At 75.1% G+C, this 15752-nt stretch carries 17 protein-coding genes; 16 read left to right on the top strand and 1 reads right to left on the bottom strand.

Annotated elements, in window-relative coordinates:
* The first annotated feature begins 86 nt into the window (after positions 1-86).
* From hisC to AB1673_04540, 12 genes are all read left to right on the top strand, one after another.
* Positions 87-1154, top strand: coding sequence for a histidinol-phosphate transaminase (gene hisC / locus AB1673_04595; protein ID MEW6153257.1), 1068 nt, complete (start codon positions 87-89; stop codon positions 1152-1154).
* Positions 1154-1744 (top strand): imidazoleglycerol-phosphate dehydratase HisB, encoded by a 591-nt coding sequence (gene hisB / locus AB1673_04590; protein ID MEW6153256.1) that lies wholly within the window; start codon positions 1154-1156, stop codon positions 1742-1744. Before hisC ends, hisB begins: the two co-directional genes overlap by 1 nt.
* A 3-nt stretch (positions 1745-1747) precedes the next feature.
* The gene (hisH, locus tag AB1673_04585) at positions 1748-2374 is read left to right on the top strand and encodes an imidazole glycerol phosphate synthase subunit HisH (GenBank protein MEW6153255.1); all 627 of its coding nucleotides are present in this window, start codon (positions 1748-1750) and stop codon (positions 2372-2374) included.
* Complete coding sequence (hisA, locus tag AB1673_04580) at positions 2349-3095, top strand: 1-(5-phosphoribosyl)-5-[(5-phosphoribosylamino)methylideneamino]imidazole-4-carboxamide isomerase (GenBank protein ID MEW6153254.1); 747 nt, start codon at positions 2349-2351, stop codon at positions 3093-3095. Before hisH ends, hisA begins: the two co-directional genes overlap by 26 nt.
* A complete protein-coding gene (gene hisF / locus AB1673_04575; protein ID MEW6153253.1) occupies positions 3083-3829 on the top strand; it encodes an imidazole glycerol phosphate synthase subunit HisF in 747 nt (248 codons plus the stop codon). The genes hisA and hisF overlap by 13 nt, the downstream gene beginning before the upstream one ends.
* 121 nt (positions 3830-3950) lie before the next feature.
* The gene (locus AB1673_04570; protein ID MEW6153252.1) at positions 3951-4211 is read left to right on the top strand and encodes a ribbon-helix-helix domain-containing protein; all 261 of its coding nucleotides are present in this window, start codon (positions 3951-3953) and stop codon (positions 4209-4211) included.
* Complete coding sequence (locus tag AB1673_04565) at positions 4211-4588, top strand: hypothetical protein (GenBank protein ID MEW6153251.1); 378 nt, start codon at positions 4211-4213, stop codon at positions 4586-4588. The genes AB1673_04570 and AB1673_04565 overlap by 1 nt, the downstream gene beginning before the upstream one ends.
* 238 nt (positions 4589-4826) lie before the next feature.
* Positions 4827-6089, top strand: a complete 1263-nt coding sequence (locus AB1673_04560; GenBank protein ID MEW6153250.1) for a sensor histidine kinase — start codon at positions 4827-4829, stop codon at positions 6087-6089.
* Positions 6077-6733 (top strand): response regulator transcription factor, encoded by a 657-nt coding sequence (locus tag AB1673_04555; protein MEW6153249.1) that lies wholly within the window; start codon positions 6077-6079, stop codon positions 6731-6733. Before AB1673_04560 ends, AB1673_04555 begins: the two co-directional genes overlap by 13 nt.
* Before the next feature lies 1 nt (position 6734).
* Positions 6735-7637: a DUF4097 family beta strand repeat-containing protein gene (locus AB1673_04550; protein MEW6153248.1), complete on the top strand. Its 903-nt coding sequence runs from the start codon at positions 6735-6737 to the stop codon at positions 7635-7637.
* A 63-nt stretch (positions 7638-7700) separates the two neighbouring features.
* Positions 7701-8459 carry an ABC transporter ATP-binding protein gene (locus AB1673_04545; GenBank protein MEW6153247.1) on the top strand — a complete coding sequence of 253 codons (759 nt, stop codon included), beginning with the start codon at positions 7701-7703 and terminating at the stop codon, positions 8457-8459.
* 1 nt (position 8460) lies between these two features.
* Positions 8461-11001, top strand: a complete 2541-nt coding sequence (locus AB1673_04540; protein ID MEW6153246.1) for an FtsX-like permease family protein — start codon at positions 8461-8463, stop codon at positions 10999-11001.
* 139 nt (positions 11002-11140) lie between these two features.
* On the opposite strand, the gene AB1673_04535 is transcribed toward AB1673_04540, so the two are convergent.
* Positions 11141-12004, bottom strand: coding sequence for a class I SAM-dependent methyltransferase (locus AB1673_04535; protein MEW6153245.1), 864 nt, complete (start codon positions 12002-12004; stop codon positions 11141-11143).
* 64 nt (positions 12005-12068) lie between these two features.
* Between AB1673_04535 and AB1673_04530 the strand changes: the two genes are divergently transcribed.
* The 4 genes from AB1673_04530 (at position 12069) to AB1673_04515 (ending at position 15726) form a co-directional block, all read left to right on the top strand.
* Entirely contained in the window at positions 12069-12704 is a 636-nt protein-coding gene (locus AB1673_04530; GenBank protein MEW6153244.1) for a PadR family transcriptional regulator, read from the top strand.
* Positions 12705-12858: 154 nt separating this feature from the next.
* Entirely contained in the window at positions 12859-13230 is a 372-nt protein-coding gene (gene hisI / locus AB1673_04525; GenBank protein ID MEW6153243.1) for a phosphoribosyl-AMP cyclohydrolase, read from the top strand.
* Positions 13231-13235: 5 nt separating this feature from the next.
* On the top strand, positions 13236-14837 hold the full coding sequence (gene trpE, locus AB1673_04520) for an anthranilate synthase component I (GenBank protein ID MEW6153242.1): 1602 nt from the start codon (positions 13236-13238) through the stop codon (positions 14835-14837).
* Positions 14830-15726 (top strand): glycine cleavage T C-terminal barrel domain-containing protein, encoded by an 897-nt coding sequence (locus tag AB1673_04515; protein MEW6153241.1) that lies wholly within the window; start codon positions 14830-14832, stop codon positions 15724-15726. Before trpE ends, AB1673_04515 begins: the two co-directional genes overlap by 8 nt.
* The last annotated feature ends 26 nt before the right edge of the window (positions 15727-15752 follow it).

Here is a 15752-nt window from a genome sequence, read left to right as displayed (position 1 = left end):
CGTCAGATGGTGGGCCCAGTGACCGGCCCGGGAGGCCGGTCCAATCAGCAATCACTGGGCGACCACCGTCAGATGGTTGACCAGTGATGACCAGCCGGCTCCCGCCCGTGCGCGACGACCTGGCCGAGCTGGAGGGCTACCACTCCCGCCAGGTGCCGGTGACGGTGCGGCTCAACACCAACGAGTCGCCTTACCCGCCGCCCGACGGCTGGCGCGACGCGTGGCTCGCGGAGCTGGCCACCGTCAGCTACAACCGTTACCCCGACCGCCAGGCCCGGGCCCTGCGGGCGGCCATCGCCGAGTCCCACGGGGTCGACCCGTCCCAGGTGATCGCCACCAAGGGGTCCAACGAGGCCCTCCAGGCCCTGTGCCTGGCCTACGGCGGCCCGGGTCGCAAGGCGGCCGTGTTCGAGCCGACCTACGCCCTGCACAGCCACATCGCCCGCATCTGCGGCACCGAGGTGGCCGTGGGGGAGAGGCGGGCCGACTTCACCCTCGACCCCGGCGAGGTCCGCCGGCTGCTGGCCGAGGCCCGGCCGGCGATCACCTTCCTGTGCACGCCCAACAACCCCACCGGGCTGGTCGAGCCCCGCGCCTTGGTCGAAGAAGTCGTGGAGACGGCCCCCGGGCTGGTCGTGGTGGACGAGGCCTACGCCCAGTTCGCCCCCTGGTCGGCTCTGTCACTGGTGGCGCCCGACCGGCCCCTGGCCGTCACCCGTACCTACTCCAAGACGTGGTCGATGGCCGCCGTGCGCCTCGGGTACCTGGTCGCCCCGGCCGAGGTGGTCGAGGCCTGCGAGCGGGTGCTGCTGCCTTACCACCTCGACGCCGCCACCCAGGCGGCCGGGCGGCTGGCCCTGGGGCACCAGGCGGAGATGGAGGCCCGGGTGGCCGCCGTCGTGGGCGAGCGGGAGCGGCTGGTGGCCGGCCTGGGCCGCCTGGCCGTCGACGTGTGGCCCTCGGGGGCCAACTTCGTGCTCTTCCGCCCCCGGGCGGCCGATGCGGCGGCCGTGTGGAAGGGCCTGGTGGAGCGGTCGGTCCTCGTGCGCGACTGCTCCTCGTGGCCCCGCCTGGCCGGCTGCCTGCGGGTGACGGTCGGCACCCCCGCCGAGAACGACCTGTTCCTCACCGCCCTGAAAGAGGTGCTCGCCTGATGCGCCAGGCCACCCGCTCCCGCCACACCAAAGAGACCCGCATCGAGATCGTCCTCGACCTCGACGGCCGGGGCCAGGTGGAGGTGTCCACCGGCCTGCCCTTCTTCGACCACATGGTGGCCCAACTGGGCCGCCACGGCGGGTTCGACCTGTCGCTGGTGGCCGAGGGCGACCTCGACGTCGACGCCCACCACACGGTCGAGGACGTGGGCATCGCCCTGGGCGAGTGCCTGCGCGACGCCCTGGGCGACAAGGCGGGCGTACGCCGGTTCGCCTCGATAACCCTGCCCCTCGACGAGGCCCTGGTCGACGTGGCCCTCGACCTGTCGGGCCGGCCCTACCTGCACTACGACGTCGAGCCCGGGGGCGAGGCCCTGGGCAACCCGCCCTTCGACCCCCAGTTGGCCGAGGAGTTCTGGCGGGCGTTCGTCACCTCGGCGGCCATCACCTTGCACCTGCGCATGGTCAGCGGCAAGAACTCCCACCACATCTTGGAGGCGTCGTTCAAGGGGGTGGCCCGCGCCCTGCGTGACGCCGTACGCGTCGAGGACGCGGGCGGCACCGTCCCGTCCACCAAGGGGACGCTGTAGGCCGTGATCGCCGTCCTCGACTACGGGATCGGCAACCTGCGGTCGGCCGAGAAGGCCCTCCAGCGGGTGGGGGCCGACGCCCGCCTGACCGCCGACCCGTGTGAGGTCGACGGGGCCGAGGCCGTGGTGCTGCCCGGGGTGGGGGCCTTCGGCCGGTGCATGGAGGCCCTGCGAGAGTCGGGCCTGGACACCGCCGCGCTGGGGGCCATCGCCCAGGGCAAGCCGTTCCTGGGGATCTGCGTCGGCATGCAGATGCTCTACGAGTGGTCCGAGGAGGACCCCGGGGTGGTGGGCTTGGGCGTGCTGCCCGGCGTCGTGCGCCGGCTACCCGAGGGCGTCAAGCGGCCCCAGATGCAGTGGAACGTGCTCGTGCGCAGCCGGCCCGACGTGGCCATGCTGGAGGGCCTCGACGACCCGGTGTGGGCCTACTTCGTCCACTCCTACGCCCCCGAGCCCGCGGGCGCCGACGCCACCGCCGCCGGTGTGGCCGCCACCTGTGACTACGGGGGCCCGGTGGTGGCCGCCGTCGAGCGGGGCCGGCTGTGGGCCACCCAGTTCCACCCCGAGAAGTCGGGCGCCGCCGGCCTGCGCCTGCTGGAGAACTTTGTTCGATCTGTACCCGGCCGTTGACCTGCGGGGCGGGCGGACCGTCCGGCTCCACCAGGGCGACTACGGGCGCGAGACGTCCTACGCGGCCCCGCCCGTGGAGGTGGCCGAGCGGTTCGCGTCCACGGCCGGCGTGCGCTGGCTGCACGTGGTCGACCTCGACGCCGCCCTCACCGGCGAACCGGTGAACCGCCCGGTGGTGGCCGACATGGCGGCCACCGCCCGGGCCCACGGCGTGGCCGTCCAGGTGGGCGGGGGAGTGCGCGACCGGGCGGCCGCCGAGGCCCTGTTCGAGGCCGGGGCCGCCCGCGTGGTGGTGGGCACGGCCGCCGTCGAGCGGCCCGACTTCGTGCGCGACCTGGCCCGCGACCACCCCGGGCAGGTGGCCGTGGGCCTCGACGCCCGGGCCGGCCAGGTGGCCGTGCGGGGCTGGACCGAGGGGGGCGGACGCTCGGTGGCCGACCTGCTGGCCGTGTTCGAGGACGCCGGGGTGGCGGCCGTGGTGTTCACCGAGATCGCCCGCGACGGCACCTTGGCCGGCCCCGACCTCGTTCAGTTCGCGGCCGTCGTGGCCTCGACGGCCGTGCCCGTCATCGCCTCGGGCGGGGTCGGGGGCGTGGCCGACATCGAGGCCCTGGCTCGCCTGGAGGCCGGCGGCCGGCGCCTGGCCGGGGTCATCGTGGGCAAGGCCCTTCACGACGGGTTGTTCACGGTGGGCCAGGGGGTGGCGGCGTGCGCAGTGTGAGGGTCATCCCGTGCCTCGACGTCGACGCCGCCCGGGTGGTCAAGGGGGTGAACTTCGTGGGCCTGCGCGACGCCGGCGACCCCGTGGAACTGGCGGCCCGCTACGACGCCGAGGGGGCCGACGAGCTGGTGTTCCTCGACATCACGGCGTCGTCGGACGCGCGTGACACCATCGTCGACGTGGCCCGGCGGACGGCCGAGCAGGTCTTCATCCCCTTCACCGTGGGCGGTGGGGTGCGCTCGGTCGACGACGCCCGCCGCCTGCTGCGGGCCGGGGCCGACAAGGTGGCCGTCAACACCTCGGCCGTGCTCCAGCCCTCACTGGTGCGCGAGCTGGCCCGGGAGTTCGGGTCCCAGTGCGTCGTGGTGGCCATCGACGCCCGGGCCGGCGAGGTCTACACGCACGGCGGGCGGGGGGCCACCGGGCTCGACGCCGTGGCCTGGGCCGTCGACTGCGAACGGCTGGGCGCGGGCGAGGTGCTGCTCACGTCGATGGACCGCGACGGCACCCGCGACGGCTACGACCTCGAACTGACCCGGGCCGTGGTCGACGCCGTGGGCGTCCCCGTCATCGCCAGCGGCGGCGTCGGCACCCTCGACCACCTGGTGGCGGGCGCCACCGCGGGCGGGGCCGACGCCGTGCTGGCCGCGTCCATCTTCCACTTCGGCGAGCACACCATCGCCGAGGCCAAGGCCCACCTGGCCGCCGCCGGCGTGGTCGTACGCCCCGCGTAGTGCCTCAAGCCGGCCGGGCCCCGTGTCCCAGGCCCGCACACTGCCCGGTCTTGGGTGGCCGCCGAGCCGGGCCGGCCGGCGTCGCCTCGGTCGACGTGCCCGGGTTGGTATGGTTCCCGGTATGGCGACTCGCAAGGTCACGGTCACCCTCGAAGAGGAGCAGGTTGACCAGGTCCGCAAGTTGGTCAAGGCCGGGGGTGCGTCGAGCGTCTCGGGTTTCGTCCAGCATGCCGTGGCCCTTGCGCTCGACGATGTAGCCGGCTGGGGAGCGCTGCTGGCCGAGGCGCTGCGAGACAGCGGCGGGCCGCTCACCGACGAGGAACGGGAGTGGGCCGACGAGCTGCTCGGCACTCGGACGAGCCGTCGAGGCTCGGCTGCCTGATGCCCGGGATCACGTTCGACGCGGGAGGGCTCATCGCCGTCGATAAGGACGACCGGCGAGTCACGGTCCTGCTGGCCAGGGCGGCCGAGACCCGGGCGCGAGTGACTGTCCCGGCGAGCGCGCTCGCGCAGGCGGTCCGTCGGCCGGCGGTCCAGGTGCGGCTCGCCCGGCTGGTCCGCCAGCCCACGACGGACGTCGTTCCTCTCGATCGGGTCGATGCCACCAACGTGGGCCGCCTGCTCGCCGCGAGCGGCACCGCGGACGTCGTGGACGCCCACGTTGTCATCTGCGCACGGCGTGCTCACCAGCGGGTGGTCACGTCAGACCCGGACGACCTCCGGCTCCTCGACCCGACGATAGAGCTCCTTCGCGTCTGAGCACGGGGCGACCCGTCGGCGTGATCAGCCGGGGACGAGTTGGGGCGTACCGGTTCTCGGCGGCTACGGCGGCCCGCCCGATGCGCCCGCCGATCGCTTCGAACTGGGCGGCTGTGTCCGAGACCAGGCCAGGGCTCGCCCCCGGGGCAGCCGGACGGCGGGCTTCGGGTTATCCCGACCACGAAGATCACGGCCCGCCCCGTAGCCGCCCGGCCACCGGTTCTTTACGGTGAGCAACGTGGTTGCGACTCTCCTTCACCCGTGGCGGGGCGGGCGGCTGTGGCCGGCTCTGGCTCACACCGCCCTCGACCTGCCCGTCGGGATGGCCGTGACGGTGCCCACGGCCGTGCTGGCCGCCCTGACCGTGGGGCTGGCCATCACTCTGCCCCTGGCCGTGCTCCCGGCCGCCGGTCTGCTGGTGTGGACGGGCCTGGCCGCCAAGGTGGAGCGAGCGCGGGCCGCGGCCCTGCTCGGGGTGGACATCGCCGACCCCGTGCCCCCCCTGCCCGCCGGCCCGCTGTGGCCCAAGGTGAAGGCGGCCCTGACCTCGGGGCCGCGGTGGCGCCAGGTGGCCTACGGTCTGGCCCGCCTGCCCGTCGGGGTCGTGCTGTTCGCGGCCGTGGTCACGGCCTGGGCCGGTTCGTTCACCCTCATGGGCCTGCCCGCCTACGCGTCCTTCCTGCCTGGGCGTACGGCCCAGCTCGGGCTGCTGGGGGCCACCCAGGGACCGCTGACCGTGGCCCTGGCGGCCGTGGGACTGGCCGGCCTGGTGGTGGCCGCCCCCTGGCTCACGCTGGCCGCGGCCCGCACCGATGCCGCCCTGGCCACGTGGCTGCTGGGCCCCTCGCGGGAGCGGGCCCTGGCCGAGAGGGCCACCCGGGCCGAGACGGGCCGGGCGGCGGCCGTCGACGCGGCCGAGGCCGAGCGGCGGCGCATCGAGCGTGACCTGCACGACGGGGCCCAGCAGCGGCTGGTGGCGCTGGCCGTCGACCTGGGGTCGGCCCGCGAGCGCCTCGACACCGACCCCGAGGGGGCCAAGGCCCTGGTGGCCGAGGCCCACGAGGAGGCCAAGGCCGCCTTGCGGGAGATCCGTGACCTGGTGAGGGGGATCCACCCCGTGATCTTGGAGGACCGGGGCCTCGACGCCGCCCTGTCGGCCGTGGTGGCCCGCTCGCCCGTCCCTGTCGAGCTCGACATCGAGCTAGGCGGGCGCCGGCTCCCCCAGGCGGTGGAGAGCGCGGCCTACTTCGTGGTGTCCGAGGCCCTGGCCAACGTGGCCCGCCATGCCCGGGCGTCCAAGGCGGCCGTGTCGATGGCCGTGACCGGCGACCGCCTGGTGGTCGAGGTGCGCGACGACGGCACGGGCGGCGCCGACCCGGCGGCCGGCACCGGCCTGCGGGGCCTGCGCGACCGGGTCGTGGCGCTGGGCGGGACGCTCGACATCCTGAGCCCGCCGGGCGGGCCCACGACCGTATTGGTGGAGCTGCCGTGCGCGTCCTGATCGCCGAGGACTCCGTGCTGCTGCGGGCCGGGCTGACCCGCCTGCTCATCGACGCCGGGGAGGATGTCATCGCCTCGGTGGGCGACGCCGACGCCCTGCGCGCGGCCGTCGAGCGCCACCGGCCCGACCTGGCCGTGGTCGACGTCCGCATGCCCCCGACCAACACCGACGACGGCCTGCGGGCCGCCCTGCACATCCGGGCGAGCTGGCCCGAGGTCGGCATCTTGGTGCTCAGCCAGTACGTGGAGGAGCGCTACGCCACCGAGCTGCTGGCCGGGGCCGGGGACGGTGCGACAGGCGGCCTCGGTTACCTGCTCAAGGACCGCGTGGCCGACGTGGCCGACTTCCTGGCCGCGGCCCGCCGGGTGGGCCAGGGGGGCACGGCCCTCGACCCCGAGGTGGTGGCCCAGCTCCTGGCCCGCAGCCGCCGTCGGGACCCGCTGGCCGCCCTGTCCCCCCGTGAACGCGAGGTGCTGGCCCACATGGCCGAGGGCCTGACCAACGCCGGCATCGCCCGTGCCCTGGTCGTCAACGAGAACACCGTGGAGAAGCACGTGACCAACATCTTCACCAAGCTCGACCTGCCCGCGGCCGAGCACAGCCACCGCCGGGTGCTGGCCGTCCTGCGCTGGTTGGGGGCCTGACATGGCCGGCTACGACACCCCCGCCGGCACCGGGCCGGCCGGCACCGCCGGCCCTGGCACCCCCGCCGGCACCCCCGCCCCCGCCGGTCCGGCCGCCCCCGCCGGCCCTGGCCGGCCGGGCCCGTCCCCCCGGGCCGGCCGGCGGGGGTGGCTGGTGGCCGGGTCGGTGGTGGCCGGGGCGGCCGTCGTCTTCGCCACCTGGTCCCTGCTCAACATGGTGGCCCGGGAGATCGTCACCGAGCGCTCCACGTTCGGGGCGGCCGGGCTCACCGGGCTCGACATCGACGGCCTGCACGGCCGGGTGGAGGTCGTCGGGGCGTCCGTGGACGAGGTGACCGTGGAGGCCCGCATCACCCACGGCCTGCGCCGCACGGGCCACGACGTGCGGGTGGAGGACGGCGTGCTCCGTCTCACCACCGATTGCCCGCCCGGCCCGCCCCTGTGGTGCAACATCGACTACCGGGTCTCGGTGCCGTCGGGCCTGGCCGTCGAGGCCACCACCCGCAACGGCTCGGTGGCCCTGCGCGACCTCGACGGCCCGGTCACGGCCCGCACGAGCAACGGGGCCGTGCGGGTGGCCCGCATGGGAGGCGACCTCGACATCCGCACCAGCAACGGTTCGATCGAGGCCCGGGCCCTGACCTCGGCCACGGTCACGGCCCGCACCAGCAACGGGGCCGTCGAGCTCACGTTCGCGGCCGCCCCCACCATCGTCGACGCCCGCACCAGCAACGGCTCGGTGGAGGTCGTCGTCCCCGACGGGCCCACCACCTACCGGCTGGACATGCAGACGTCGTTCGTGGGCTCGACCGACACGGCCGTACGCACTGACCCAGCCAGCCCCCGCTCGATCACCGCCCGCACCTCCAACGGCTCGATAACCGTCCGCTACCCCACGGGCTGACCGCCCGCCCCCATCCGGAGCACGCCACTGCCTTGGTGGCGCGCGCCCAGAAAGGAAGCAACCATGCCTCTTCCGACCACCCTCGACGACCGCCGGACGGCGGTGGCCGCCCGCGCCGTCTCGGCCACCAAGGTCTACGGCCGGGGCGACACCGCCGTGCGGGCGCTCGACGGGGTCGACCTGGAGATCGCAGGCGGGGCCTTCACGGCCGTGATGGGCCCCTCGGGCTCGGGCAAGTCGACCCTGCTGCACTGCCTGGCCGGCCTCGACACGCTCACGTCGGGCCAGGTGTTCGTGGGCGACCTCGAACTGGGAGCCCTCAGCGACGCCGCCCTCACGCGGGCCCGGCGGGAGCGCATCGGGTTCGTGTTCCAAGGCTTCAACCTGGTGCCGACGCTCACGGCCAGGGAGAACATCGTGCTGCCCAGCCGCCTGGCCGGCGCCCGTCCCGACGAGGACTGGGTGGGCCAGGTGGTGGCCACCGTCGGGCTGGGCGACCGGCTCGACCACCGTCCCAGCCAGCTCTCGGGGGGCCAGCAGCAGCGGGTGGCCGTGGCCCGGGCGCTGGCCAGCCGGCCCCAGGTGGTGTTCGCCGACGAGCCCACCGGCAACCTCGACAGCCGGGCCGGGGCCGAGGTGCTGCGCCTGCTGCGGGAGGCGGCCGACCGCTTCGGCCAGACCGTGGTCATGGTCACCCACGACCCGGTGGCGGCCGCCTGGGCGGACGACGCCGTCTTCCTGGTCGACGGCCGCATCGTCGACCGCCTGGAGCGGCCCACCGCCGACCTGGTCCTCGACCACATGAAGAAGCTGGGAGGCTGACATGCTGCGCACGACCCTGGCCGCCACCTGGTCTCACAAGCGCCGGCTGTGCGCCACCGGGTCGGCCGTCCTGCTGGGGGTGGCCTTCCTGTCGGCCACGCTGGTCTTCGGCGACAGCGCCCGAGCCGGGTTCGCCATCGCGTTCGCCGAGGCCAACGCCGGCACCGATGCCTACGTCCGTTCGGCGGAGAGCTTCACGGCCGCCGAGGAGGTCGTCCGCCCGCCCATCGCGGCCGAAGTGGTGGACGTGGTGGCCGCGCTCGACGGGGTGGCCACGGTGGCCGCTGCCGTGTCGGGCACCGGGCAGGTGCTCGACGCCCAGGGCCGCACCATCGGCGGGAACGGGCCGCCCACGATGGCCGCCGCCTGGGCCCCCGAGCCCGCGTTCACCGGTTGGGCGCTGGTCGAGGGGCGCCCGCCCGCGGCTCCGGGGGAAGTGGTGCTCGACCGGGCCACCGCGGCCGAGGCGGGGGCCGGCCCGGGTTCGAAGGTGACCGTGCTCGTGCCCCGGCCCGTGGAGGCCACGGTCGTGGGCATCGCCACCTTCGGGGGGCGCGACAGCCTGGGCGGCTCGACCTACGCGGCCTTCACCCTGGACGAGGCCCAGCGGCTGCTGCTGGGCGGGACCGACTTGGTTTCGGGCGTGGTCGTGGCCGCCGCCCCGGGTGTGGACCAGGACGAGCTGGTACGCCGGCTGGCCGCCGTGCTGCCCCCGGGGGTGGAGGCCGTCTCGGGCGCCGACCTCACCCGCGAGCAGCAGGCCGAGATCGAGGGCGACTTCCTGGGCTTCTTCACGGCCGCCCTGACCGCCTTCGCGGTGGTCGCCCTGCTGGTGGCCGCCTTCAGCATCTTCAACACGTTCGCCATCCTGGCCGCCCAGCGCACCGGGGAGTCGGCCCTGCTGCGGGCGCTGGGGGCGTCGCGCCGCCAGGTCCTCGGGTCGGCCCTGGCCGAATCGGCCATCGTGGGCCTGGTGGGCTCCGTCCTGGGCGCGGGGGCGGGCGTGCTGGTGGCAGCCGGGGCCTTGAGCCTCATGGAAGGCGCCGGCTTCGGGATGCCGGTCGAGGGCGTGGCCCTCTCGGCCCGCTCGCTGGCCCTGGCCGTGGCCGCCGGCCTTCTGGTGACGCTGGTCGGGGGGGCGCTGCCCGCCTGGCGGGCGGGCCGGGTCTCCCCCCTGGCCGCCCTGCGAGACGTGGCCGTGGACACCTCGGGCCGGTCGCGGTCGCGGGCCGCAGCCGGGACCGTGGTCGTGGCCGGCGGGGCGGCCGCCGTCGTGGCCGGGGCCTCGGGTGGGGCCAGCCTGGCCCAGACCGGCCTCGGGGCCGTCGTGGTCGTGGCCGGGATGGTGCTGCTCGGCCCGGTGGTGGCCCGCCCCGTCGGGGCCGTGCTGGGCGCGCCGCTGCGGTGGCGGGGGGCGAGCGGCGACCTGGCCCGGCGCAACGCCGTGCGCAACCCCCGGCGCATGGCCGCCAGTGCCACCGCCCTGCTGGTGGGAGTGGGCGTCGTCAGCCTGTTCACCGTGTTCGGGGCGTCGGTGGCCCGCACCATCGAGGACCAGGTCGACCGGGCGTTCGGCGGCGACCTGGCCCTGACGCCCGCGGGGAGCGGCTTCAGCGGGGCCGGCCTGTCACCCGAGCTGGTGGCCGAGGTGGCCGCCCTGGCCGAGGTCGAGGCCGCCGCCGGGTTGGGCTTCGGGCCGGCCACGGTCGGGGGCCGCCAGCAGCAGGTGGGCTACTCCGACCCGGCGGCCCTGGCCGCGGTGGCCGACTTCGACCTGGTGGAGGGCGACGTGGTCGGGGTCAGCGACGACGGCGTGGCCATGTCGGCCGACTTCGCGGCCGACCACGGCTACCGGGTGGGCCAGGCCGTGGACGTGGGGTTCGCGGACGGCTCGACGGTGGCCCTCACGCTGGTGGCCACCTACGACCAGCGGGCCATCGGGGGCGACGTGCTGGTGACCGACCGGCGCTGGGCGGCCCACAACCGCCAGCCGAACTACTTCCTGGCCCTGGTCACACTGGCCGAGGGGACGGCGCTGGACGCCGGCCGGGCGGCTGTCGAGGCCGTGGCCGCCCGCCACGGCAGCCCCGACGTGATGGACCGTGACGGGTTCGTGGCCAGCCAGGCGGCCCAGATCGACACCCTGCTGACCGTCGTCTACGCCCTGCTGGCCGTGGCCGTGCTCATCGCTCTCATGGGGATCGCCAACACCTTGTCGCTGTCGGTGCACGAACGCCGCCGCGAGCTCGGCCTGCTGCGGGCCGTGGGCCAGAGCCGGCCCCAGATGCGGGCCATGGTGCGCTGGGAGTCGGTGATCGTGGCCCTGTTCGGGGCCGTGGGGGGCCTGGCCCTCGGCCTGTTCGTGAGCTGGGGGCTGGTCATGGCTCTCAACGAGGCCGAGGGCTTCGGCACCTACGCCGTGCCCGCGGGCTCGCTGGTCACCGTCCTGGCCGTGGGGGCGGCCGCCGGGGTGGCCGCCGGCCTGCGCCCCGCCTGGCGGGCCGCCCGCCTCGACGTGCTCGAGGCCGTGGCCTCCCCCTAGGAGGCTGGCGTCTCTGGCGGTCCGCGCCAGCCCCTTGCACATCGCCCTCACCGCCGGCTGGGCGGTCGGCCGCCGAGGAAGGGTCTGGACACCCGCCCCCGGCCGGCGCCAGTCCACCCCGGCTTCGGCACAGGGCTGGCTACGGCCGCTGGGCCGTGACCAGCCAGGCGCCGGAGCGGTATGTGACGCCCGCGCCGGGCGCGGCGTGGGCCTCGAGGCTGGCCCGCAGGGCGGCGCGGGCCGCGGCCTGGCCGTCCTCGGTCAGGCCGTCGGACATCCACCCCGCCTGGCCCAGGACCAACTCGTAGGCCGCCTCGGCGCTCGGGCCGGCCCAGAACGGAGCCGACACCCCCTCGACCTCGACGGCCGTGAACCCGGCCTCGGCCAAGACCGCACGCGCCCGAGCCGGGTCGGCGAAGGCGAAGGGCCCAGGGGTGCCCGGCGGGGGGGCGGGTAGGCCCCGGCCTCCGGTCAGGGCCGTGGACCACTCGACCAGCCACTCGTTGGCTTCCGGGCCCTGCCAGTTGAGCAGGACCAGCCGGCCGCCGGGCCTCAAGGCCCGCCCGACGTTGGCCAGGGCGGCGACCGGGCCCCCGAAGAACATGGCCGACGTGCGCCCGATCGCCACGTCGTAGCGCCCGGCCGGGAACGGGAAGACCTGGGCGTCGCCGTGGACGAAGTTGACGTTGTCCAGCCCGTCGGCGTCGGCCCGCCTCCGGGCCTCGGCCAGCATCTGAGAAGACAGGTCTATGCCCGTGGCCTGGCCACCGGGGGCGGCCGCTCGGGCCGCCTGGCGGGTGGTCACGCCCGTGCCGCAGCCCAGGTCGAGCACGGCGTCGCCCGGTTCGACGGCGGCCGCGGCCATCAGGGGACCGTCGTAGCCAGCCAGCGCCGCCTCGTACCAGTCGGCGTGGGCCGCCCAGTAGCGGCCCTCGTCGCCGTCCCAGGCCCGGGCCTGGCCCTCGTTGGTCGGGTGTACCTCGATGCTGCTGGTCACCGGCACGTCTCCCCCCTCCTCGTATACTCCCCTTGGTAGTATCTTCTACTCCCCTTGGGAGGAACTGTCAATGCCGGGCCTGACCACCACTTCGTACGCCTTCTTGGGGCTGCTGGCCATCCGCCCCTGGAGCAGCTACGAGCTCACCCGCCAGATGAGCCGGTCGCTGGGGCTCATGTGGCCGCGAGCGGAGAGCAAGCTCTACGAGGAGCCCAAGAAGCTGGTGGCCTACGGCCTGGCCGAGGCCGGCACCGAGCTGGTCGGGCGACGGTCCCGCACGGTCTACGCCATCACCGCCGAAGGCCGGCGGGCGCTGGCCGAGTGGCTGACCGAGCCGGGGGCGGGGCCGGCGCTGGAGTTCGAGGGGCTGGTCAAGGCCTTCTTCTCCGAGAACGGCACCAAGGCCGACCTGCTGGCCACGGTGGAGGCGGCCCGGGAGTGGGCCCGCGGCCTCGGGGCCCAGAGCCACGCCATCGGCACGGCCTACGGGCACGGCGAAGGCCCGTTCCCCGAACGCCGCGCCCAGCAACTGCTGGTGGCCCGCTTCCTCAACGACTTCTACGTCACGGTGGCCCAATGGGCGCAGTGGGCCGCGACGGTCGTCGACGCCTGGCCCGACGACCCGGGCCAGGCGGTGGCCGACCCGGCCGAGATCGACGAGACCAACCGCCGGGCCGCCCTGGCCGCCGGGCTCGACGGGCACTGACCGCCCGCCGGCCGCCGGGCGGGTACCCGCCGCCGGCCGCCGGGCCCGTGCCCCCGGCCGGTACCCGCCGCCCGCCGCCGGCCGCCGGGCCGGTGCCGCCGGAGGACGGCCGAAACCGCCGGGGAACGGCCGGGTGCCCGCCTACCATGGCGCCGTGCCGGTTGCCACGCCCATCACCGCCCGCCCCGAGGACCTCGAGGCCGTCCGCTACAACGCCGACGGGCTGGTCCCGGCCGTCGTGCAGGAGTTGTCCACCGGGGCGGTGCTCATGCTGGCCTGGATGAACGCCGAGGCCCTGGCCAAGACCCTGGAGACGGGCCGCACGTGGTTCTGGTCGCGCAGCCGCCAGGAGTACTGGTGCAAAGGCGAGACCTCGGGCGACCGCCAGTGGGTGCGCCAGGCCTATTACGACTGCGACGGCGACACCCTCCTGCTGGTCGTCGAGCAGGAGGGCCGCGGGGCGTGCCACACGGGCGAGCGCACCTGCTTCTACCGGGCGTTCGGCGGCCGCGAGCCGGCCAGTTGAGCGGAGTGCACCCCAGCCGGGAGGAGTTCCGGGCCCTGGCCGCGGGCCACACGGTGGTCCCGGTGTGGCGGGAGCTGGCCGCCGACCTGGAGACCCCGGTCTCGGCCTACCTGAAGCTAGGGGCGGGCCACGAGCGCAGCTTCCTGCTGGAGTCGGTGGAGCACGGCGAGCGCTGGGGCCGCTTCTCGTTCGTGGGCCGGGGCCCGTCCCTGACCCTGGTGGCCCGGGGCGGGACCATCTCGGTGACCGGCGAGCCGCCCCCGGGGTCGGACATGCCCACCGACCGGGGGGTGCTGGCCGCCGTCGAGGCCCTGCTGGCCGCCTACCGTTCGCCCGTCCTGCCCGAGCTGCCGCCCCTGCACGGGGGGGTCGTGGGCTACCTGGGCTACGACGTGGTGCGCGAGGTGGAGCGGTTGCCCGCCGTGCCGCCCGACGACCAGGGCCATCCCGACGCCGTGCTGTCGGTGATCGGCCAGGTGGCCGCCTTCGACCACCTGCGCCAGCGGGTCTACCTGGTCGACAACGTGGTCGTGGGCGCTGGCCCGTCGACCACCGAGCTCGGCTCCGCCGATGCCGCCTACGACGCCTACGACGCCGCCTATGAGGCTGCGGCCGCCCGACTCGACGCCCTGGCCGCCGACCTGGGCCGCCCGCTGCCCTACGTGCCGGCCGAACCGCCCGACCCGGCCGACCCGCTGCCCGAGGTGCGCTCCACGGTCGGCCCAGAGGCCTACTGCCGGGCCGTGGAGAAGGCCCAGGAGCACATCCGGGCGGGAGACATATTCCAGGTGGTGCCGTCCCAGCGGTTCGACCTCGACCTGGGGGCCGATCCCTTCGACGTCTACCGGGTGCTGCGCCAGGTCAACCCCAGCCCCTACATGTACTTCCTGCGCCACCCCGAGATCACCCTGGTGGGCTCGTCGCCCGAACCCATGGTGCAGCTGCGCAACGGCCGGGTGGTCACCCGGCCCATCGCCGGCTCCCGGCCCCGGGGGACCACTGAAGCCGAAGACGACGCCTTGGCCGCCGACCTGGTGGCCGACCCCAAGGAGCTGGCCGAGCACGTCATGCTGGTCGACCTGGCCCGCAACGACCTGGGCCGGGTCGTCTCGTTCGGCACCGAGCAGGTGGACGAGTTCATGACCGTCGAGCGCTACAGCCACATCATGCACCTGACCTCGCAGGTAAGCGGTTGCTTACGGCCAGGGAAGGGGCCCATCGACGTGCTGCGGGCCACCCTGCCGGCGGGCACGGTGTCGGGGGCGCCCAAGGTGCGGGCCATGGAGATCATCGACGAGCTCGAGCCGACCAAGCGGGGCCCCTACGCCGGGGTCATCGGCTACTTCGACTTCTCCGGCAACCTCGACACGGCCATCGCCATCCGCACCATGACCATCACGGCCGACGGCCGGGCTTCCGTGCAGGCCGGGGGTGGGGTGGTGGCCGACAGCGTGCCCGAGACCGAGTACATCGAATCGTGCAACAAGGCCCGGGCCCTGCTGGCGGCCGTACCCGCGGCCCGGCGGATGCGGGCCGCGGGTACGGCGGCCCGCCCCGCGGCGCCCGGTGCCGCCGACGTCGAGGTGGAGGTGGTCGGCGGTGGGTGACGGGGCTGACTACCAGGCGCTGCGCGAGGACGTGGGGGCGGTGTGGCTGGAGCGCGACTTCGTGGCCGTCGACGGCCCCGACGCGGTCTCGTTCCTCCAGGGCCAGCTCTCCCAGGACGTCAACGTCGAGGTCGGGGCCTCGGCCTGGGCCATGGTCCTGCAGCCCCAGGGCAAGTTGGACGCCTTCGTTCGCCTGTGGCGCCAGGGGGAGGACCGCTTCGTGCTCGACACCGACGGGGGCTGGGGACCGGCAGTGGTCGAACGGCTGAACCGGTTCAAGCTGCGGGTCAAGGCCGAGGTCGGACCGCTGGCCTGGAAGTGCCTGGCCTTGCGCGGCCCTCGCGCCCATGAGGTGGCCGGGGCCGCGGCGAGCCCGGGCACGGTCGTGCTGGGGGCGGACTGGCCGGGCCTGGCCGGGGCCGACCTGGTGGGGGAGGGCCCGGAGCTGCCCGCCGGGGTGCGCCTGTGCGGGCCGGCGGCCTACCAGGTGGCCAGGATCGAGGCGGGGGTACCGGAGATGGGCCGGGAGATCGACGAGTCCACGATCCCGGCCGAGGCGGGCATCGTCGAGCGTTCGGTGAGCTGGACCAAGGGTTGTTACACCGGCCAGGAGCTGGTGGCCCGCATCGACTCCCGGGGAGGCAACGTGCCCCGGCGGCTGCGGGGGCTGGTCCTGGGCGAGGGGGAGGTGCCGCCCGCGGGGGCGCGGGTGGTGGCCGGGGAGAAGGACGTGGGGCGGGTCACAAGCGTGGGGGAGCCGATCGAGGGGAGGGCGCCGGTCGCCCTCGCTTACGTGGGACGGGCGGTCGAGCCCCCGGCCGACGTGACCGTGACCTGGGACGGCGGCTCAGTCCTGGCCACCGTCGAGCCGCTCCCCCTGGTCCCCTAGACGGCTGGTGTCGAAGCGGCCCGGTG

The organism is Actinomycetota bacterium (assembly GCA_040754375.1).
Taxonomy (GTDB): domain Bacteria; phylum Actinomycetota; class Acidimicrobiia; order Acidimicrobiales; family AC-14; genus JBFMCT01.
The sequence above is the reverse complement of the archived record's forward strand: the minus strand, read 5'-3'. Positions and strand labels throughout refer to the sequence as shown.